The sequence below is a fragment of the Streptomyces justiciae genome, from assembly GCF_015163075.1.
In the GTDB taxonomy this organism is placed as follows: Bacteria; Actinomycetota; Actinomycetes; order Streptomycetales; family Streptomycetaceae; genus Streptomyces; species Streptomyces justiciae.
Window position 1 is genome coordinate 484089 of sequence record NZ_JADDXU010000005.1, and the last position, 15671, is coordinate 499759.

A 15671-nucleotide genomic window follows, 5' to 3' on the forward strand; every position below is an offset into this window, starting at 1 on the left:
CACTGGAAGGCCCAGACTCACACACATGATCGACGACGGCACCGGACTTTTCACCATCGGCGAGCTGGCCCGGGCCACGGGCCTGACGGTCCGGACCATCCGCTACTGGTCCGACGAGGGCGTACTCGTGCCGGTGACCCGTTCGACCGGGGGGTACCGGCTGTACGACGCCTCGTGCGCCGCCCGCCTGGAGCTGATCCGCACCCTGCGCGAGCTGGGCCTCGGCCTGGACGACGTACGGAAGGTGCTGGACGGGGAGCGGACGGTCGCGGAGGTGGCGGCGGCGCATGTGACGGCGCTGGACGCGCAGATCCGGTCGCTCAAGGTGACCCGGGCGGTGCTGTCGACCGTGGCGCGACGCGGTTCGACCGCAGAGGAGATGACCCTGATGAACAAGTTGGCACGGCTGTCGGCGGCCGAACGGGCCCGGATCGTCGAGGACTTCACGACCGAGATCTTCGACGGGCTGGACACCGCAGACCCCGACATCCGCGAGCGGCTGCGGTACGCCCCTACGGACCTGCCGGACGACCCGACGCCCGAGCAGGTCGACGCGTGGGTCGAGATCGCCGAGATGATGCAGGACCCGGAGTTCCGGGTGCTGATGCGCAGGATGATCGAGTTCAACGCGGCGGACCGCGGCCCGGACGTGCCCGCGGGCACCTCGCTGTGGTTCATGAGCAGGTTGGTGCAGCTCGCCGGGGACGCGCTGGAGCGGGGTGTCGCGCCCGAGGCGCCCGAGGCCGCCGACCGGCTGCGGGGGCTGCTCGGCGACGCGGACCCGGCCGAGGTGCTGACGCGGCTCGAGGCGGGCACCAACGTGCGGCTGGCCCGGTACCGGCAGTTGTGGGCGACGGTGGCGGGGCTCGGACCGCAGGCGGCGTACGAGGCGGAGTTCGGGTGGGTGGTCGCCGCTCTGCGCGCTCGGACAGCCGGTTAATCTGACCTCCGGCAACAAGCCAAGCAAGGTACGACGAAAAGGGGCGGATCGGTGGCCGACATCGACGAGGCACGCAAGCAGTTCGAGCGGATCGACACGGACGGTGACGGCGTCATCACCGCGGCCGAGTTCAAGACCGCCCTGGCCCAGGAGGGCGACTGGAACGTCACCGAGTCGGTGGCCGAGGTGATCATCAAGACCCGTGACCTCAACGGCGACAAGGTGCTCTCCTTCGACGAGTTCTGGACGTACCTGAGCAAGTGACGCACGCGGAAGGGGGCGCCCGAGAAGCCGGCTGAGGCTTCCGGGGCGCCCCCTTCGTCATGTGGTGCGGGCGTTGCGACGGCAAGCGACTCGCCGGCGTGCGCCATGAAGCGTAGGCGTAGAGGGCGGCCACCTCGTTGTTGCGGCAGGCGAAGGGCCGTAACTGCGCCACGGTTGCCGCGAGTGTGGCCGCTCTCCAGGCGTTGTCGGCGTCGGCCCGTCGGTGAGCTGGTCCGCGATGACGAGGGCCCAGCGCAGGTCGACGGTGAGTTCCATCAGCGGCGCCCTGCCTCCAACGCCTCGGCGAAGGCCTTGGCGGCGGCCAGGACGTGTGGCGGCACCGTCTCGTCCGGGGTCTCCTTGCCCTCGAGGTCTCGCTCGATGAGGGTGCGGATGTAGCCGGAGAGCATCATGCCTCGCTCGTGAGCTATGGCCTTGGCCTTGTCGACCAGTTCGGCAGGGAGGCGGACGTTCAGCTGCTTGGTGTCCTGGGTCTGCATTGCGGCTCCCGGTTGCTCGACGAGTACTGGCGGCACCGACTAGCATCTCCTAGCTATTGCTAGCTGTCCACCCGATCCGCAGATCGGCGCCCCTCCCGTACGACCTCCACCCCCTCCGCGCGCAGTACCTCCGTCACCGCAGCCCCCGGTTCACCGCGGAGAGCACCGCTGCCGTCGCGGTCTCCCCGGCGCCCCATGCCGTGCGGCCGTTCACCTCCACCTCGGCGTACGCGGAGTGGTCGTCCTCGGTGAAGTCCAGGACGCGGACCGTGAAGCCGGCGCCGGCGAGGGCGTCGACGAACGCGGACACCGGACCCGCGCCGGTGCCCTCGTAGTCGCCGGTCCGGTCGCCGGCGCGCAGGGTGCAGACGAAGCGGTGCCGGCCGGAACCGTCCGGCTGGGTGGACCAGGTCTCCAGCGCCACCTCGCCGTCCGCGACGACGTACGTCGCCCGGAACAGGTCGTACAGCTCCTTCGGCGTCATCTCCCGCCCGCTGTCGTCCGTGGCCTCCTGCACCACCCGGGAGTAGTCCGGGCGCATGCGCGGCGGCAGGTCGATGCCGTGGTGGGTCTTCAGCAGGTACGCCATTCCGCCCTTGCCCGACTGGGAGTTCACGCGGATCACCGCCTCGTAGGAGCGGCCGATGTCGGCCGGGTCGATCGGCAGGTACGGGACGTTCCAGGGCTCGTCCGGGTGCGCGGCGCGATGGGCGAGGCCCTTGCTGATGGCGTCCTGGTGCGTGCCCGAGAACGCGGTGTGGACGAGGTCGCCGGCGTAGGGGTGGCGCGGATGCACCGGCAGCCGGTTGCAGTGCTCGACCGTCTCCTTGACATGGTCGATGTCGCTGAAGTCCAGCATGGGGTCGACCCCTTGGGCGTACAGGTTCAGGGCGAGGGTCACCAGGTCGACGTTCCCGGTCCGCTCCCCGTTGCCGAACAGGCAGCCCTCGACGCGCTGCGCGCCCGCCAGGACCGCAAGTTCGGCGCAGGCGACGCCGGTGCCGCGGTCGTTGTGGGGGTGGACGGAGAGGATGACGGAGTCGCGCCGGGACAGGTTGCGGTGGACGTACTCGATCTGGTCGGCGTACACGTTCGGCGTCGCGATCTCGACCGTCGCCGGGAGGTTGTGGGTGACCGGGCGGTCCGGGCTCGCGTCCCACAGCGCGGTCAGCATGTCGCAGAGCTCCAGCACGAAGTCCGGCTCGGTGAGGTTGAAGGTCTCGGGGCTGAACTGGAAGCGGACGGCGCCGCTTTCGGCCCGCCGCGCCATGTGCTCGGCCGCCTCCCGCACCGTCCGCCGCACCTCGTCCCGGCCCCGGCCCAGGACCACGTCCCGCCACACGGGGGAGGTGGCGATGTACAGATGCACGACCGCGCGGGGCAGCCCGGCGATCGAGTCGAAGGTCCGGTCGATCAGATCAGCCCGCGCCGCGGTGAACACCACCGGCGTCACGTCGTCGGGCACGGCGTCCTCGGTCGCGAGATGCCGTACGAAGTCGAACTCCGCGCGGCTGGCGGACGGATAGCCGACCTCGATCTCCTTGAAGCCGGTCGCGACCATCAGGTCGTAGAAGCGCCGCTTGCGTGCGATGTCCATCGGCTCGGCCAGCGCCTGGTTGCCGTCACGCAGGTCCACGGGGACCCAGAGCGGGGCGCGCTCGATGCGGGCGGAGGGCCAACTCCGGTCGGTGACGGGGACGTTCACGCGCTCGTCGTAGGGGCGGTAGCGGTGGTACGGCATGGGGCTGGGCGCTTGGGGATTCCAGACGCTGGTCATGGATTCGGCGGTTCCTTCGGCTCGGTCGGAAGAGACCGGCGGCAGCACGGCGCCCGCGGCGGGGTGCCGGTCGCGTCAGGCCCCGCCGCGGCAGCCGAGAAGAAGGAGACCACGGAAGATCATGGGAGGTACGCTAGCCACTCCTCAGGTCCTCAGACAAGTGAGAAACGTGAATTGAGCATGTCGTCGTCGCCGGGCCCCCTCCGCCCCAGCCCGCTGGTGGAACAGGCCGCCGAACGCCTCCGCGCCCAGATCGCCGCCGGCCACTGGGCGGTGGGCAGCAAGCTGCCCGGTGAGACCACCCTGGCCAAGGAGTTGGGCGTCGGCCGCTCCACGGTCCGGGAGGCGCTGCGCGCGCTGGCCGGCGCGGGGCTGGTCCAACCCCGGCAGGGCGCCGGGGTGTTCGTCCTCGCCACCGAGCCGACGGACGACTGGCCGACCCGGCTGCGCCGGGCCGCGGTGACGGACGTCTACGAGGTGCGCATGGCGGTGGAGGTGCAGGCGGCCCGGCTGGCCGCGCGGCGCCGCACACCGGAGGACGTGACGGCGATGGAACTGGCGCTGGCGGGCCGCCGGGCGGCATCCCTGAGGGACGACGGGGCGTTCATCGACGCCGACATCGCCTTCCACGCGACGGTGGTGGCGGCCGCCCACAACCCCGTACTGGCTGATCTTTTCGGGCAGTTCACTCCGGTCCTCAGGCAGGGCCTGCTCGACCTTCTGACCCTGACCGGCCTGCGCACCCACGACCCCAACACCGCCGACGAGGCCCACGAGGCGCTGGTACGTGCGGTGGCGGACGGCGACGCGGAAGCCGCGGCAGCGGTCGTCCGCCAGGAACTGGAGGACCCCTTCGCGGGCTAGGACGCCTGCCTGCGGTACCGGCCCGGCGCCACCCCGTACTGCCGCTTGAACGCCTTGGCGAACGCGAACTCCGAGGTGTAACCGGTGCGTTCGGCGATCGTCCTGAGCGGCGTGTCGTCCGCGCGGAGCAGCCGGCCCGCCGTCGTCATGCGCCACCACGTCAGATACGCCAGCGGCGGGCGTCCCACCAGCGTGGTGAACCTCCGGGCGAACGCCGCGCGCGACAGGCCGCCGTGGGCGCCGAGTTCCTCCACCGTCCAGGGGTGGTCCGGCGCGGCGTGGATGGCCTGGAGTGCCGCCGTCACCGCGGGGTCGGCGAGCGCCGCCGCCCAGCCGGTGGGATGCCGGTCGGCCCGACCCTCGTCCTGCCACCAGGCGCGCAGGATGTAGAGCAGCAGGGTGTCCAGGAGCGAGGCGACGATGGTGTCCGACCCCGGCTGCGGCTCCTCCAGCTCCGCGCCCAGCAGCTCCACGGTCGCCCGCAGCGAACGGTGGGCGCCGACCCTGGCGGGCAGGTGCACGACCTCGGGCAGCTCGGTCAGCAGGGGGTGGGCCCGGCTGCGGTCCAGCCAGTAGGCGCCGCACAGCAGGACCGTGTCCGGCACGGCGTCCCGTCCCGGAGGCGGGGGCGGGGGCGGGGACTTGGGCGGATTCGCGTCCGGCTGGAAGCGCACGACCGTCGGTTCCACGTCCGGCCCGCTGGTCAGCGCGTACCCCCGCCCGTGGGCCAGGAACACCACGTCCCCCGCCGCGAGCGCCACCGGCTCGCCGCCCGAGGGCAGCAGCCACGCCGACCCCCGCAGCACCACATGGAACCCGGCACCCTCCGAGTCCTCGATCCGCATCCCCCAGGGCGCGTACTTGTCCCGCCGGCCCGAGTGCGGCCGGCCGGTGCGCATCGCGGCGATCGCGTCGCTGAGTACGTCCATGTCCACCACCGTAGCCGGGAGTTGACGGCCGAAGACGTACGGACAGGAAAGGGAGACCGGCGGACATGGATCGTCTCTGCCGCGGCTCCTAGCGTGGACACCATGCCAACTACCGCACGTACCGTGCTCTTTCACGAAATAGGCGGACCCGAGGTGCTGTCCATCGAGGACGTGCCGGTGCCCGATCCCGGCCCCGGCCAAGTCGCCGTCCGCGTCGAGGCGTTGGGCCTCAACCGCGCCGAGGCCCTCTTCCGCTCCGGCACTTACTACTACCAGCCCACCCTCCCCGCCTCCCGCCTCGGCTACGAGGCCTCCGGCGTCGTCGAGGCGGTCGGTGAGGGCGTCACCGAACTCGCCGTAGGTGACCCGGTGATGACCGGACCCGGCATCGAGATGAGCGCCCAGGGGGTGTACGCGGAACGGGTCGTCCTGCCCGAGACCTCGGTGCTGCCCCGCCCGGCCTCCGTGGACGCCGTCACGGGGGCGGCGTCCTGGCTGACGTACACGACCGCCTACGGCGCCCTCCTGGAGACGGCCGGCCTGAAGCCCGGCGACCACGTCCTCATCACCGGGGCCTCCAGCGGGGTCGGCACGGCGGCGATCCAGGTGGCCCGCCGCATCGGCGCGATCCCGCTGGCCACGACCCGCACGGAGGCGAAGCGGCAGGGGCTGCTGGACGTGGGGGCGGCGGAGGTGATCGTCTCCGAGGGCGGCGCCGAGACGGTGGCGAAGGAGGTCCGGCGGATCACCGGGGGCCGGGGCGTCGAGGTGATCTTCGACGCGATCGGCGGCCCCGGCTTCCGCCCGCTGGCCGACGCGCTCGCGCAGGGCGGCTCGGTGGTGGCGTACGGCTGGCTGGACCGGCGCCCCGCCGAGATCCCCTGGAACTGGCCGTTCACGATCCACACGTACGCCAACCTGATCCTCACCGCGACCCCGGCCGGCCGCCGCCGCTCCACGGCCTTCCTCAACGCGGGCCTGTCCGACAGGGGCTTCCGCCCGGTGATCGCCGAGGTCTTCGAGGGTCTGGACCGCATCCGGGACGCCCACCGCCTGATGGAGTCGAACCGGCACACGGGGAAGATCGTCGTCCGAATCTGAGGCCACCCGGAATACCTCCCCGCCGACCCGGGTTGACGTCACTCAGTCGCATGCACATGCATCGAATCTGGGAAGGTCTGTCATGAAGATCGGCATCATCGGCGCGGGAAACATCGGCGGCAACCTCACCCGGCGGCTCACCGCCCTCGGGCACGAGGTGGCGGTGGCGAACTCGCGCGGCCCCCACACCCTGACCGCGCTCGCGGAGGAGACGGGCGCGACGCCCGTCCCGGTCGAAGAGGCCGCGCGAGGCGCTGAAGTGGTCGTCGTGACGATCCCGCTCAAGGCGGTCCCGGACCTGCCGAAGGGCGTGCTCGACGGCGCGGCGGACGGGGTGGCCGTGATCGACACCGGCAACTACTACCCGCAGCAGCGGGACGGCCGGATCGCCGAGATCGAGGACGAGGGCCTCACGGAGAGCCGCTGGACGGAACGCCGGCTCGGTCACCCCGTGATCAAGGCCTTCAACGGCACCTACGCCCAGGACATCCTCGACCGCCACCGCCCGGCCGGCGCCCCCGACCGCCAGGCCCTCCCGGTCGCCGGCGACGACGAGGCGGCCAAGGCGAAGGTCCGCGCCCTCATCGACGAACTCGGCTTCGACACGGTCGACGCGGGCGGCCTCGACGACTCCTGGCGCCAGCAGCCGGCCACGCCGGTGTACGGACTCCAGGCGGGCGCCGAAGCGGTCACGAAGGCCCTGGCCGAGGCGAGCCCGGAACGCACGCCGGAGTTCCGAGGCTGAGGCGAGCCCGGAACGCAAGCCCGAGTTCCAGCGCCTGACACCGCCCGGGATCAGACGATCTCCAACGGCACGTGCGGGCCGTCCGGCAACTCCACCCCGATCCCGTCACCGGGCCGCACGACCCCACCCTCCAGGACGACACTCATGATCCCGCCCTTGAGCCGCAGCTTCCCGTCGGAGTCCCGGGTGACGACCTGCTTCAGCAACCCCTGCCGGAAGTTGTCGATCTGAAGGCAGGGGTTGCGAAGCCCGGTCACCTCGACGACGGCCCGCTCACCGAGGCGCAGCCGGGTTCCGACAGGCAGCGCGAGCAGATCGACGCCCCGCGTGGTGACGTTCTCCCCGAGCTCCCCGGCGGCGACTTCGATGCCCGCCTCGCGCACCTCGTCGAACAACTCCTGGTGCAGCAGGTGTACTTGCCGCAGATTCGGCTGCGAGGGGTCCCGCGCCACCCGGGACCGGTGCTTCACCGTCACCCCGGCGTGCACATCCCCCTCGACCCCGAGTCCGGCGAGCAGCGTGATGCTCTCCCGGTTCGGCTTGGTGAAGGAGTACGTTGCGTTGCTGCTGACCGCAGTGATCGTCCCACCCATGGCGCGGACTCTATATCAGGCGTCCTCCGCCCACTCCCGCAGTGCCGCCCTGCTCGGGAAGTCCGCCACGTTCTTGTCCAGGGGGTCGTCGGTGTACTGGTGGAAGCGCCACTTCGCCTTGATGCGGGGTTTGCCGGCTGTCACGTAGTCGGCGATCCAGAGGCCGTCGCCGGCGTAGGAGGTCGTGTCGATGTTGAGCCAGTAGTTCCGGTTCGTGTAGAGGACGACCCGGTTGTTCGGCCGCAGTTCCTTCACCTTCCGGATGAAGCGGTCCTTCTCCGCGTTGCTCGCGTGCGTCCCGTCGCCGGTGGTCTCCCAGTCCACGGCGAGGATGTCGCCCGCCCGTTCCGGGGCCTTGCTCACGAAGTACTCGGCCTGGGCGGTCAGGTTGCCCGGCCAGAGGAAGTGGTAGAAGCCGACGACCAGACCGGCGTCACGGGCCCGCTTCGTCTGGGCCGCGAGCTTGGGGTTGGTGTACGTACGGCCCTCCGTCGCCTTGACGAAGACGAAGGAGAGGCCGTCGGTGCCGTAGGAGGAGGACTGGTACGCGCTTACGTCGATGCCGCGCAGCATGGGGGGACTCCCTGAAGTGCCGTAGGGGGGACAGGGGTTGGCGGGTGAATCGCCAACCACCTTGGCACGCGGGCCCCTTGCTCGTTCAGCACTCGATGATGTTCACCGCGAGCCCACCACGAGCCGTCTCCTTGTACTTCACGCTCATGTCGGCCCCGGTGTCCTTCATGGTCTTGATGACCTTGTCGAGGGAGACCTTGTGGGAGCCGTCGCCGCGCATCGCCATGCGGGCGGCGGTGACCGCCTTCACCGCGGCCATGCCGTTGCGCTCGATGCACGGGATCTGGACCAGACCGCCGACCGGGTCGCAGGTCAGACCGAGGTTGTGTTCCATGCCGATCTCGGCCGCGTTCTCCACCTGCTCCGGGGAACCGCCCAGCACCTCCGCCAGCGCGCCCGCCGCCATGGAGCAGGCCGAGCCGACCTCGCCCTGGCAGCCGACCTCGGCGCCGGAGATGGAGGCGTTCTCCTTGAACAGCATGCCGATCGCACCGGCGGCGAGCAGGAACCGCACCACGCCGTCCTCGTCGGCGCCGGGCACGAAGTTGATGTAGTAGTGCAGGACGGCCGGGATGATGCCGGCCGCGCCGTTCGTCGGAGCGGTCACCACCCGTCCGCCGGCCGCGTTCTCCTCGTTGACCGCCATCGCGTAGAGCGTGATCCACTCCATCGCGTGGGCCAACGGGTCACCCTCCGCCCGCAGTTGACGTGCCGTCACGGCTGCCCGGCGCTTGACCCGGAGCCCGCCCGGCAGGATGCCTTCCCGCGACATCCCGCGCGAGACGCACGCCTGCATGACCCGCCAGATGTCGAGGAGCCCGGACCGGATCTCCTCCTCCGTGCGCCAGGCCCGCTCGTTCTCCAGCATCAGCGCGGAGATCGACAGGCCCGTCTCCTTCGTCAGACGCAGCAGCTCGTCGCCCGTACGGAAGGGGTACTTCAGGACCGTGTCGTCAAGCTTGATCCGGTCCGCGCCCACCGCGTCCTCGTCCACGACGAAACCGCCGCCGACCGAGTAGTACGTCTTCGACAGCAGCTCCGCCCCGGGCGCGTCGTACGCCCACAGCGTCATGCCGTTCGCGTGGTACGGGAGCGCCTTGCGGCGGTGCAGGACCAGGTCGTCGTCGAAGGAGAACGCGATCTCGTGCTCGCCCAGCAGGTTCAGCGAACCGTTTCTCCTGATCGCCTCGATCCGCTCGTCGGCCGTCTCCACGTCGACGGTACGAGGGGAGGCACCCTCCAGACCGAGCAGCACCGCCTTCGGGGTGCCGTGACCGTGGCCGGTCGCGCCCAGCGAGCCGTACAGCTCCGAGCGGACGGTCGCCACCGAGGGCAGCACGCCCTCGTTGCGCAGACGGCGGGCGAACATACGGGCCGCGCGCATCGGGCCGACCGTGTGGGAGCTCGACGGGCCGATGCCGATCGAGAACAGGTCGAAGACCGAGATGGCCACGGGAACTCCTTCAAAAAGGGTGGGGGCACACGTCGTCGGGTGCCCCCACCGGGGAACTACTACTTGCTCAGGCCGGGGTACAGCGGGTGCTTGTCGGCCAGGGCCTTGACCCGGGTCTTCAGGGCTTCCGCGTCGTACGACGGCTTGAGGGCCGCCGCGATCACGTCGGCGACCTCGGCGAAGTCCTCGGCCGTGAAGCCGCGGGTGGCCAGCGCCGGGGTGCCGATGCGCAGACCCGACGTCACCATGGGCGGGCGCGGGTCGTTGGGGACGGCGTTGCGGTTGACCGTGATGCCGACCTCGTGGAGACGGTCCTCGGCCTGCTGGCCGTCCAGCTCGGACTCACGCAGGTCCACCAGGATCAGGTGCACGTCCGTGCCACCGGAGAGCACGTTGACCCCGGCCTCGCGGGCGTCGTCGGCCGTCAGACGCTCGGCGAGGATGCGCGCACCCTCCACCGTACGCCGCTGGCGCTCCTTGAACTCCTCCGAGGCGGCGACCTTGAAGGACACGGCCTTCGCCGCGATCACATGCTCCAGGGGACCGCCCTGGAAGCCCGGGAACACGGACGAGTTCAGCTTCTTCGCGAAGTCCTTCTTCGCCAGGATGATGCCGCCGCGCGGGCCGCCCAGGGTCTTGTGGGTCGTGGAGGTGACCACGTCCGCGTACTCGACCGGGTTCGGGTGCAGCCCGGCCGCGACCAGACCGGCGAAGTGGGCCATGTCGACCCACAGGTAGGCCTCGACCTCGTCGGCGATCCGGCGGAACTCCGCGAAGTCCAGCTGGCGCGGGTAGGCGGACCAGCCCGCGATGATCACCTTCGGGCGGTGCTCCTTGGCGAGGCGCTCCACCTCGGCCATGTCGACCAGCCCGGCGTCGTCCACGTGGTAGGCGACCACGTTGAACTGCTTGCCGGAGAAGTTCAGGCGCATGCCGTGGGTGAGGTGGCCGCCGTGCGCCAGGTCCAGGCCGAGGATCGTGTCGCCGGGGGAGGCCAGCGCGAACAGAGCGGCCTGGTTGGCGGAGGCGCCGGAGTGGGGCTGGACGTTGGCGTACTCGGCGCCGAACAGCTCCTTGATCCGGTCGATGGCGATCTGCTCGGCGACGTCGACGTGCTCGCAGCCGCCGTAGTAGCGCCGACCGGGGTAGCCCTCGGCGTACTTGTTGGTCAGGACCGAGCCCTGCGCCTCCATGACCGCGAGCGGAGCGAAGTTCTCCGACGCGATCATCTCGAGGGTGGACTGCTGACGGCCCAGCTCGGCGTCGACCGCTGCGGCGATCTCCGGGTCGAGCTCGTGAAGGGGCGTGTTCAGTGCGGACATCAGGTGTACGACTCCTCAGCCGGCGGAAAAGGCGGTGTACTCGTCGGCGGAGAGCAGGTCGGCCGGCTCCTCCGCGACGCGTACCTTGAACAGCCAGCCGCCCTCGAAGGGGGCGGAGTTCACCAGCGACGGGTCGTTGACGACGTCCTCGTTGACCTCGGTGACCTCACCGGAGACAGGGGAGTACAGGTCGCTGACCGACTTGGTCGACTCCAGCTCGCCACAGGTCTCGCCCGCGGTCACCGTGTCACCGACCTCCGGGAGCTGGACGAAGACGACATCGCCGAGCGCGTTGGCCGCGTGCTCCGTGATGCCGACCGTCGAGACGCCGTCCTCGGCGCCCGACAGCCACTCGTGCTCCTTGCTGTAGCGCAGCTGCTGGGGGTTGCTCATGGCCTGAATTCTCCTGTACGCGGGGGACTGCTGATGAATGGGGGACTGCGGAAGGCGTGCGTGAGCAGCGTCCGTGTGCTCAGCATCACCTACGGGGCTACTTCTGGCGCTTGTAGAAGGGCAGCGCCACGACCTCGTACGGCTCGTGGCTGCCCCGGATGTCCACACCGACGCCGGACGTGCCCGGCGCGGCGTACGCGGCGTCGACGTACGCCATCGCGATCGGCTTGCCCAGCGTGGGCGAGGGGGCGCCGGAGGTGACCTCGCCGATCACCTGGCCGTCGGCGACGACGGCGTACCCGGCGCGCGGGACGCGGCGGCCCTCGGCGATGAGGCCGACGAGGACGCGCGGTACGTCGTGGTTGAGGTTCTCAAGGGCCTCGCGCAGCGCCTGGCGCCCCACGAAGTCGCCCTCCTTCTCGAACTTCACCACCCGGCCGAGCCCGGCGTCGAAGGGGGTCAGCTCGGTCGACAGCTCGTGCCCGTACAGCGGCATGCCCGCCTCCAGACGCAGTGTGTCCCGGCAGGACAGCCCGCACGGGACCAGGCCGACGCCCTCCCCGGCCTTGGTCAGGGCCTGCCACAGCTCGACGGCGTGCTCGGGCTTCACGAACAGCTCGAAGCCGTCCTCGCCGGTGTAGCCGGTGCGGGCGATCAGCGCGGGAACGCCCGCGACCGTGCCGGGCAGCCCGGCGTAGTACTTCAGACCGTCGAGGTCGGCGTCGGTGAGGGACTTCAGGATGCCGGGGGACTCGGGGCCCTGGACGGCGATCAGCGCGTAGGCGTCCCGGTCGTCACGGACCTCGGCGTCGAAGCCGGCGGAGCGCTCGACGAGGGCGTCCAGGACGACCTGGGCGTTGGAGGCGTTGGCGACGACCATGTACTCGGTCTCGGCCAGCCGGTAGACGATCAGGTCGTCGAGGATGCCGCCGTCCTCACGGCAGATCATGGTGTAGCGGGCGCGGCCGACCGCGACGGAGGCGATGTTGCCGACCAGGGCGAAGTTCAACAGGGCGGCGGCCTGGGGGCCGGTGACCGTGATCTCCCCCATGTGGGAGAGGTCGAAGAGCCCGGCCTTGGTCCGCACGGCGTTGTGCTCGTCGCGCTCGGAGCCGTAGCGCAGGGGCATGTCCCAGCCGGCGAAGTCGGTCATCGTCGCGCCGAGCGAGCGATGCAGGGCGTCGAGCGCGGTCAGACGGGGTTCAGTGCTGCTCATCGGACGGTTGTCTCCCAAGGCATGACGGGCGAGGTCGTTCCTCCCCATCTGTCATCGGAACCTGAGAGGTTCGCCATGACCGCAGGGGACATGACTTGCACCTTGGGTGGAGCCACCGGAGGGCGACTCGCTTTTCAGATGTGCCTCGCCCGCGCGGTAACGGGGCCTGAGAGATTCAAGGGAGGGACTTGCTCCTTCGGCGCCCCAACCAGTGGTGGGGACTCTCCCGCGCGGATTCGAACGGCCGGTATGCAGTTGGCGCGGACATCATTGCACGCATCGGGCATCGACGGCAGGGCCGCCTCGGCCCGGCCCTTTGTAACTGGCTTGTGGCAGGACGATCACCAAAACAAGAGAGACACCCCATTACCTTCTCTTTACGCTCGGTGGGGAGGGGAACCCCCCTGACCCCGGAGGAGGACGATCACGGTGAACAGGCCCACTGCGTACGCCACCACCTCGGCCGTCGCGCTGCCCGCGCAGCCGGCCGCCCCGCGCCGGGAGACGGTCCGGGAGTCGTGCGCACCGCAGCCGGTCGTCCGCGACCTGCGTGACCGTGCCGGCCACAGCCCGCACGCCCTGCTCTTCGCCCCCGACGACCTGGTCGTGATCACCGGCCTGCCCGGCAGCGGCAAGTCCACCCTGATGCGACGCGCCGTCAAGGGCATCCGTATCGACTCCCAGGACACCCGCGACCGCTGGGACGCCCGCGCGCCCCGCTTTCTGCCGTACGCGGTCTACCGCCCCCTCGTCCGCGCCGCCCACTACCTCGGCCTGTACCGCGCCCTGCGCTCCGGCAAGGGGGTCGTGGTGCACGACTGCGGCACTCAGTCCTGGGTGCGCGGCTGGCTGGCCCGCGCGGCCCAGCGCCGCGGCGGCACCCTGCATCTGCTGCTGCTCGACGTCACCGTGGACACCGCGTTGCAGGGCCAGCGCGAGCGCGGCCGGGGCGTCTCGCGCTACGCCTTCCTCCGCCACCGGACGGCGGCCGCCCGTCTCATCCGTTCCGTGGAGAAGGGCGAACTGCCGCAGGGCGTGGGCTCGGCGGTGCTCCTGGACCGGGAGGCGGCGGACGCCCTGCGCAGGATCGGGTTCACGGGCTGACGGCCAGGGCGCTCAGGGGCCCGGCACCCGTTAGCCTTTCAGCCACATCAGCGGTACTCGGCAGGCGGACGGACAGATGGACTTCCCGGCACAGGACTTCCCGGCACAGGCGCACCCTCATCCGCACGGCGGCGGATGGCCCGGCAACGAGCTGGAGGAGGTGCTCTCGGCCGCCCTCGGCGTGCCCGGGGCCGGCGGCCGGATCATCGAGGTCCTCGGCCGCAGCTTCGTCTGGGTCCCGCTGCCGAACGGCGGCGGCGCCCACACCGGCCCGCTCGACCTGCCCACCCTGCAGATCGAGGGCCAGGCCTACGTCCCGGTCTTCAGCTCCGAGGAACAGTTCCGTCAGGTCGCCGGCGCGCACATGTCGTACACCATCGCCCCGGCGGTGGAGTTCGCGCGTGGCCTCCCGCCGCAGGTCGGCATCGCCGTGAACCCGGACGGCGTGGTCGGCGTCCCGCTCCCGCCGCCCGCCGTGGCGGACCTGTGCCGGGTCGGCCGCACCCCGCTGGACGGCCCCAACAGCGGCGGCCGGGTCAAGCTCTACGAGCCCGACTGGCAGGACGACCCGGTCGACTTCCTCGCCACCGCCTCCGCCGAGTTCGCCGCGACGGGAGTCGTCCGGACGGCCCGCCGCTGCCTGGCCGCGATCGAGACGGCCGACCCCGTGATGTTCGTGGGCGTGGAACTCTCCCAATGGGAGGGCGACTTGCGTACCCTCCCGATGGACGCCCTGGGCCGGGCCCTGGGGCAGACACCGGTGGCCTGGCCGGTCAACCTGGTCCTCCTGGACGTGGCGGACGACCCGGTGGGCCATTGGATGCGGGATCAGGTACGCCCGTTCTATCAGCGGGACTTTTAGGCATCCCTGAGGGCAGCGGACCCAAGGGGCGCGGGGAACTGCGCGCTCAACCCCCACCGACCCGCAGCCCGCAACACACCGCAAGCCCCGAGCTCCCAACGCTTAAGCTGTTTCCGACTACGAAACTTTCCCGAAGGGGCGGTAGAAGGTGAGTGCCAGCGGCACAGCGACCGGCACGGTCGAGCACATGCTGCGCCAGGTGACGCCGGGGCGCTACGACGCCTACGAGGCACTCCTCCGCGCCCTCGCCACCCCCTCCTCCGGCCAGATCTGGATGCTCCTCTGGCACGGTCAGGCGGGCTCCCCGGACGCCCAGTACGGAAACATGGAGGTCGACGGCTACGGCTACGCGCCCTGCGTGACCTCCGCCCAGGAACTGAGCGCGAGCGGCTGGAACCGCTCGTACGAGGTCGTCGACGGAGTCGACGTCGCACGCACCCTCTACCCCGACCACTACGGCCTCTGGCTGAACCCGCACGCCCCCGGCGGCGGCGTCGGCATCCCCTGGCTCGACCTGCGCCGGATCGCGACGGGCCTGGAGCGCCAGCCCGCCGGCCCGCTGCGCCTGTCGGAACCCGGTATCGAGATCCCGCAGTTCTACGCCCTGATCGCGCAGAACGCCCACCGCACCCCGGCGGTCCGCTCGCTGCGCCGTGCCTGGGTGCAGCCGGCGCTCGGGGCGCCGTACCTCGCCATCGGTCTCGACGTCTACGACACCAGCCCGCCCGCCGTCGACTCGGTGCGCGCGATGATGCAGCAGTCCATCGGCGCCGTCCCGGACGGGCTGCCGGTGTCGACCGTCGCCATGTCGGACGAGTACGACCCGGTCGCGATGTGGATGCGGGCCGGCGCCCGCCCCTTCTACGACCGTGAGGCGCACGCGGCCCCGGCGCAGGCTCCCGCGGCCGGGTACGGCTACCCTCCGGCGCCCAGCGGCTACTGAGTCGACAACTCCACAGACTCCCGTGTTACGGGAGTGTGTCTGCGCGCGTAGATGAGGGTAAAAGGCCCCGCGAGGCCCGTATTGCCCCAACT

At 70.9% G+C, this 15671-nt stretch carries 17 protein-coding genes and 2 riboswitches; of the genes, 8 read left to right on the plus strand and 9 right to left on the minus strand.

The window, feature by feature from the left end:
* The first annotated feature begins 25 nt into the window (after window positions 1-25).
* Window positions 26-940, plus strand: a complete 915-nt coding sequence (locus tag IQ210_RS17505) for a helix-turn-helix domain-containing protein (protein ID WP_194079927.1) — start codon at window positions 26-28, stop codon at window positions 938-940.
* Window positions 941-991: 51 nt separating this feature from the next.
* Window positions 992-1204 carry an EF-hand domain-containing protein gene (locus IQ210_RS17510; RefSeq protein WP_194079928.1) on the plus strand — a complete coding sequence of 71 codons (213 nt, stop codon included), beginning with the start codon at window positions 992-994 and terminating at the stop codon, window positions 1202-1204.
* Between the two features lie 275 nt (window positions 1205-1479).
* Here the strand turns inward: IQ210_RS17510 and IQ210_RS17515 are convergent, their stop codons facing one another.
* Window positions 1480-1704 (minus strand): hypothetical protein, encoded by a 225-nt coding sequence (locus IQ210_RS17515; protein WP_062717586.1) that lies wholly within the window; start codon window positions 1702-1704, stop codon window positions 1480-1482.
* A gap of 133 nt (window positions 1705-1837) precedes the next feature.
* Window positions 1838-3481, minus strand: coding sequence for a 2-isopropylmalate synthase (locus IQ210_RS17520; RefSeq protein ID WP_194079929.1), 1644 nt, complete (start codon window positions 3479-3481; stop codon window positions 1838-1840).
* A 180-nt stretch (window positions 3482-3661) separates the two neighbouring features.
* Between IQ210_RS17520 and IQ210_RS17525 the strand changes: the two genes are divergently transcribed.
* A complete protein-coding gene (locus IQ210_RS17525) occupies window positions 3662-4345 on the plus strand; it encodes a FadR/GntR family transcriptional regulator (protein ID WP_194079930.1) in 684 nt (227 codons plus the stop codon).
* Here the strand turns inward: IQ210_RS17525 and IQ210_RS17530 are convergent.
* Window positions 4342-5274 (minus strand): AraC family transcriptional regulator, encoded by a 933-nt coding sequence (locus IQ210_RS17530; RefSeq protein ID WP_194079931.1) that lies wholly within the window; start codon window positions 5272-5274, stop codon window positions 4342-4344. The genes IQ210_RS17525 and IQ210_RS17530 overlap by 4 nt on opposite strands.
* Before the next feature lie 102 nt (window positions 5275-5376).
* Between IQ210_RS17530 and IQ210_RS17535 the strand changes: the two genes are divergently transcribed.
* Both IQ210_RS17535 and IQ210_RS17540 read left to right on the plus strand, forming a co-directional pair.
* Window positions 5377-6375: a zinc-dependent alcohol dehydrogenase family protein gene (locus tag IQ210_RS17535; RefSeq protein ID WP_194079932.1), complete on the plus strand. Its 999-nt coding sequence runs from the start codon at window positions 5377-5379 to the stop codon at window positions 6373-6375.
* 67 nt (window positions 6376-6442) lie between these two features.
* Entirely contained in the window at window positions 6443-7120 is a 678-nt protein-coding gene (locus IQ210_RS17540; protein WP_407699706.1) for an NADPH-dependent F420 reductase, read from the plus strand.
* 50 nt (window positions 7121-7170) lie between these two features.
* Here the strand turns inward: IQ210_RS17540 and IQ210_RS17545 are convergent, their stop codons facing one another.
* The 6 genes from IQ210_RS17545 to gcvT form a co-directional block, all read right to left on the minus strand.
* Window positions 7171-7713, minus strand: coding sequence for an MOSC domain-containing protein (locus tag IQ210_RS17545; protein WP_194079934.1), 543 nt, complete (start codon window positions 7711-7713; stop codon window positions 7171-7173).
* Window positions 7714-7728: 15 nt separating this feature from the next.
* On the minus strand, window positions 7729-8286 hold the full coding sequence (locus IQ210_RS17550) for a glycoside hydrolase family 25 protein (RefSeq protein ID WP_194079935.1): 558 nt from the start codon (window positions 8284-8286) through the stop codon (window positions 7729-7731).
* A gap of 85 nt (window positions 8287-8371) precedes the next feature.
* Window positions 8372-9739, minus strand: coding sequence for an L-serine ammonia-lyase (locus IQ210_RS17555; RefSeq protein WP_194079936.1), 1368 nt, complete (start codon window positions 9737-9739; stop codon window positions 8372-8374).
* 59 nt (window positions 9740-9798) lie between these two features.
* Complete coding sequence (gene glyA / locus IQ210_RS17560; protein ID WP_228047874.1) at window positions 9799-11061, minus strand: serine hydroxymethyltransferase; 1263 nt, start codon at window positions 11059-11061, stop codon at window positions 9799-9801.
* 15 nt (window positions 11062-11076) lie between these two features.
* Entirely contained in the window at window positions 11077-11454 is a 378-nt protein-coding gene (gcvH, locus tag IQ210_RS17565; RefSeq protein ID WP_062026852.1) for a glycine cleavage system protein GcvH, read from the minus strand.
* Between the two features lie 97 nt (window positions 11455-11551).
* Window positions 11552-12670, minus strand: coding sequence for a glycine cleavage system aminomethyltransferase GcvT (gene gcvT, locus IQ210_RS17570; RefSeq protein ID WP_194079937.1), 1119 nt, complete (start codon window positions 12668-12670; stop codon window positions 11552-11554).
* A 38-nt stretch (window positions 12671-12708) separates the two neighbouring features.
* Window positions 12709-12814: riboswitch (glycine riboswitch) on the minus strand.
* Window positions 12815-12909, minus strand: a riboswitch (glycine riboswitch).
* 184 nt (window positions 12910-13093) lie between these two features.
* On the opposite strand from gcvT, the gene IQ210_RS17575 reads away from it, so the two are divergent.
* The 3 genes from IQ210_RS17575 (at window position 13094) to IQ210_RS17585 (ending at window position 15579) form a co-directional block, all read left to right on the plus strand.
* The gene (locus IQ210_RS17575) at window positions 13094-13774 is read left to right on the plus strand and encodes an AAA family ATPase (RefSeq protein WP_194080029.1); all 681 of its coding nucleotides are present in this window, start codon (window positions 13094-13096) and stop codon (window positions 13772-13774) included.
* A gap of 76 nt (window positions 13775-13850) precedes the next feature.
* Window positions 13851-14636, plus strand: a complete 786-nt coding sequence (locus IQ210_RS17580; protein WP_194079938.1) for an enhanced serine sensitivity protein SseB — start codon at window positions 13851-13853, stop codon at window positions 14634-14636.
* 148 nt (window positions 14637-14784) lie between these two features.
* Window positions 14785-15579 (plus strand): enhanced serine sensitivity protein SseB C-terminal domain-containing protein, encoded by a 795-nt coding sequence (locus IQ210_RS17585; RefSeq protein WP_194079939.1) that lies wholly within the window; start codon window positions 14785-14787, stop codon window positions 15577-15579.
* The last annotated feature ends 92 nt before the right edge of the window (window positions 15580-15671 follow it).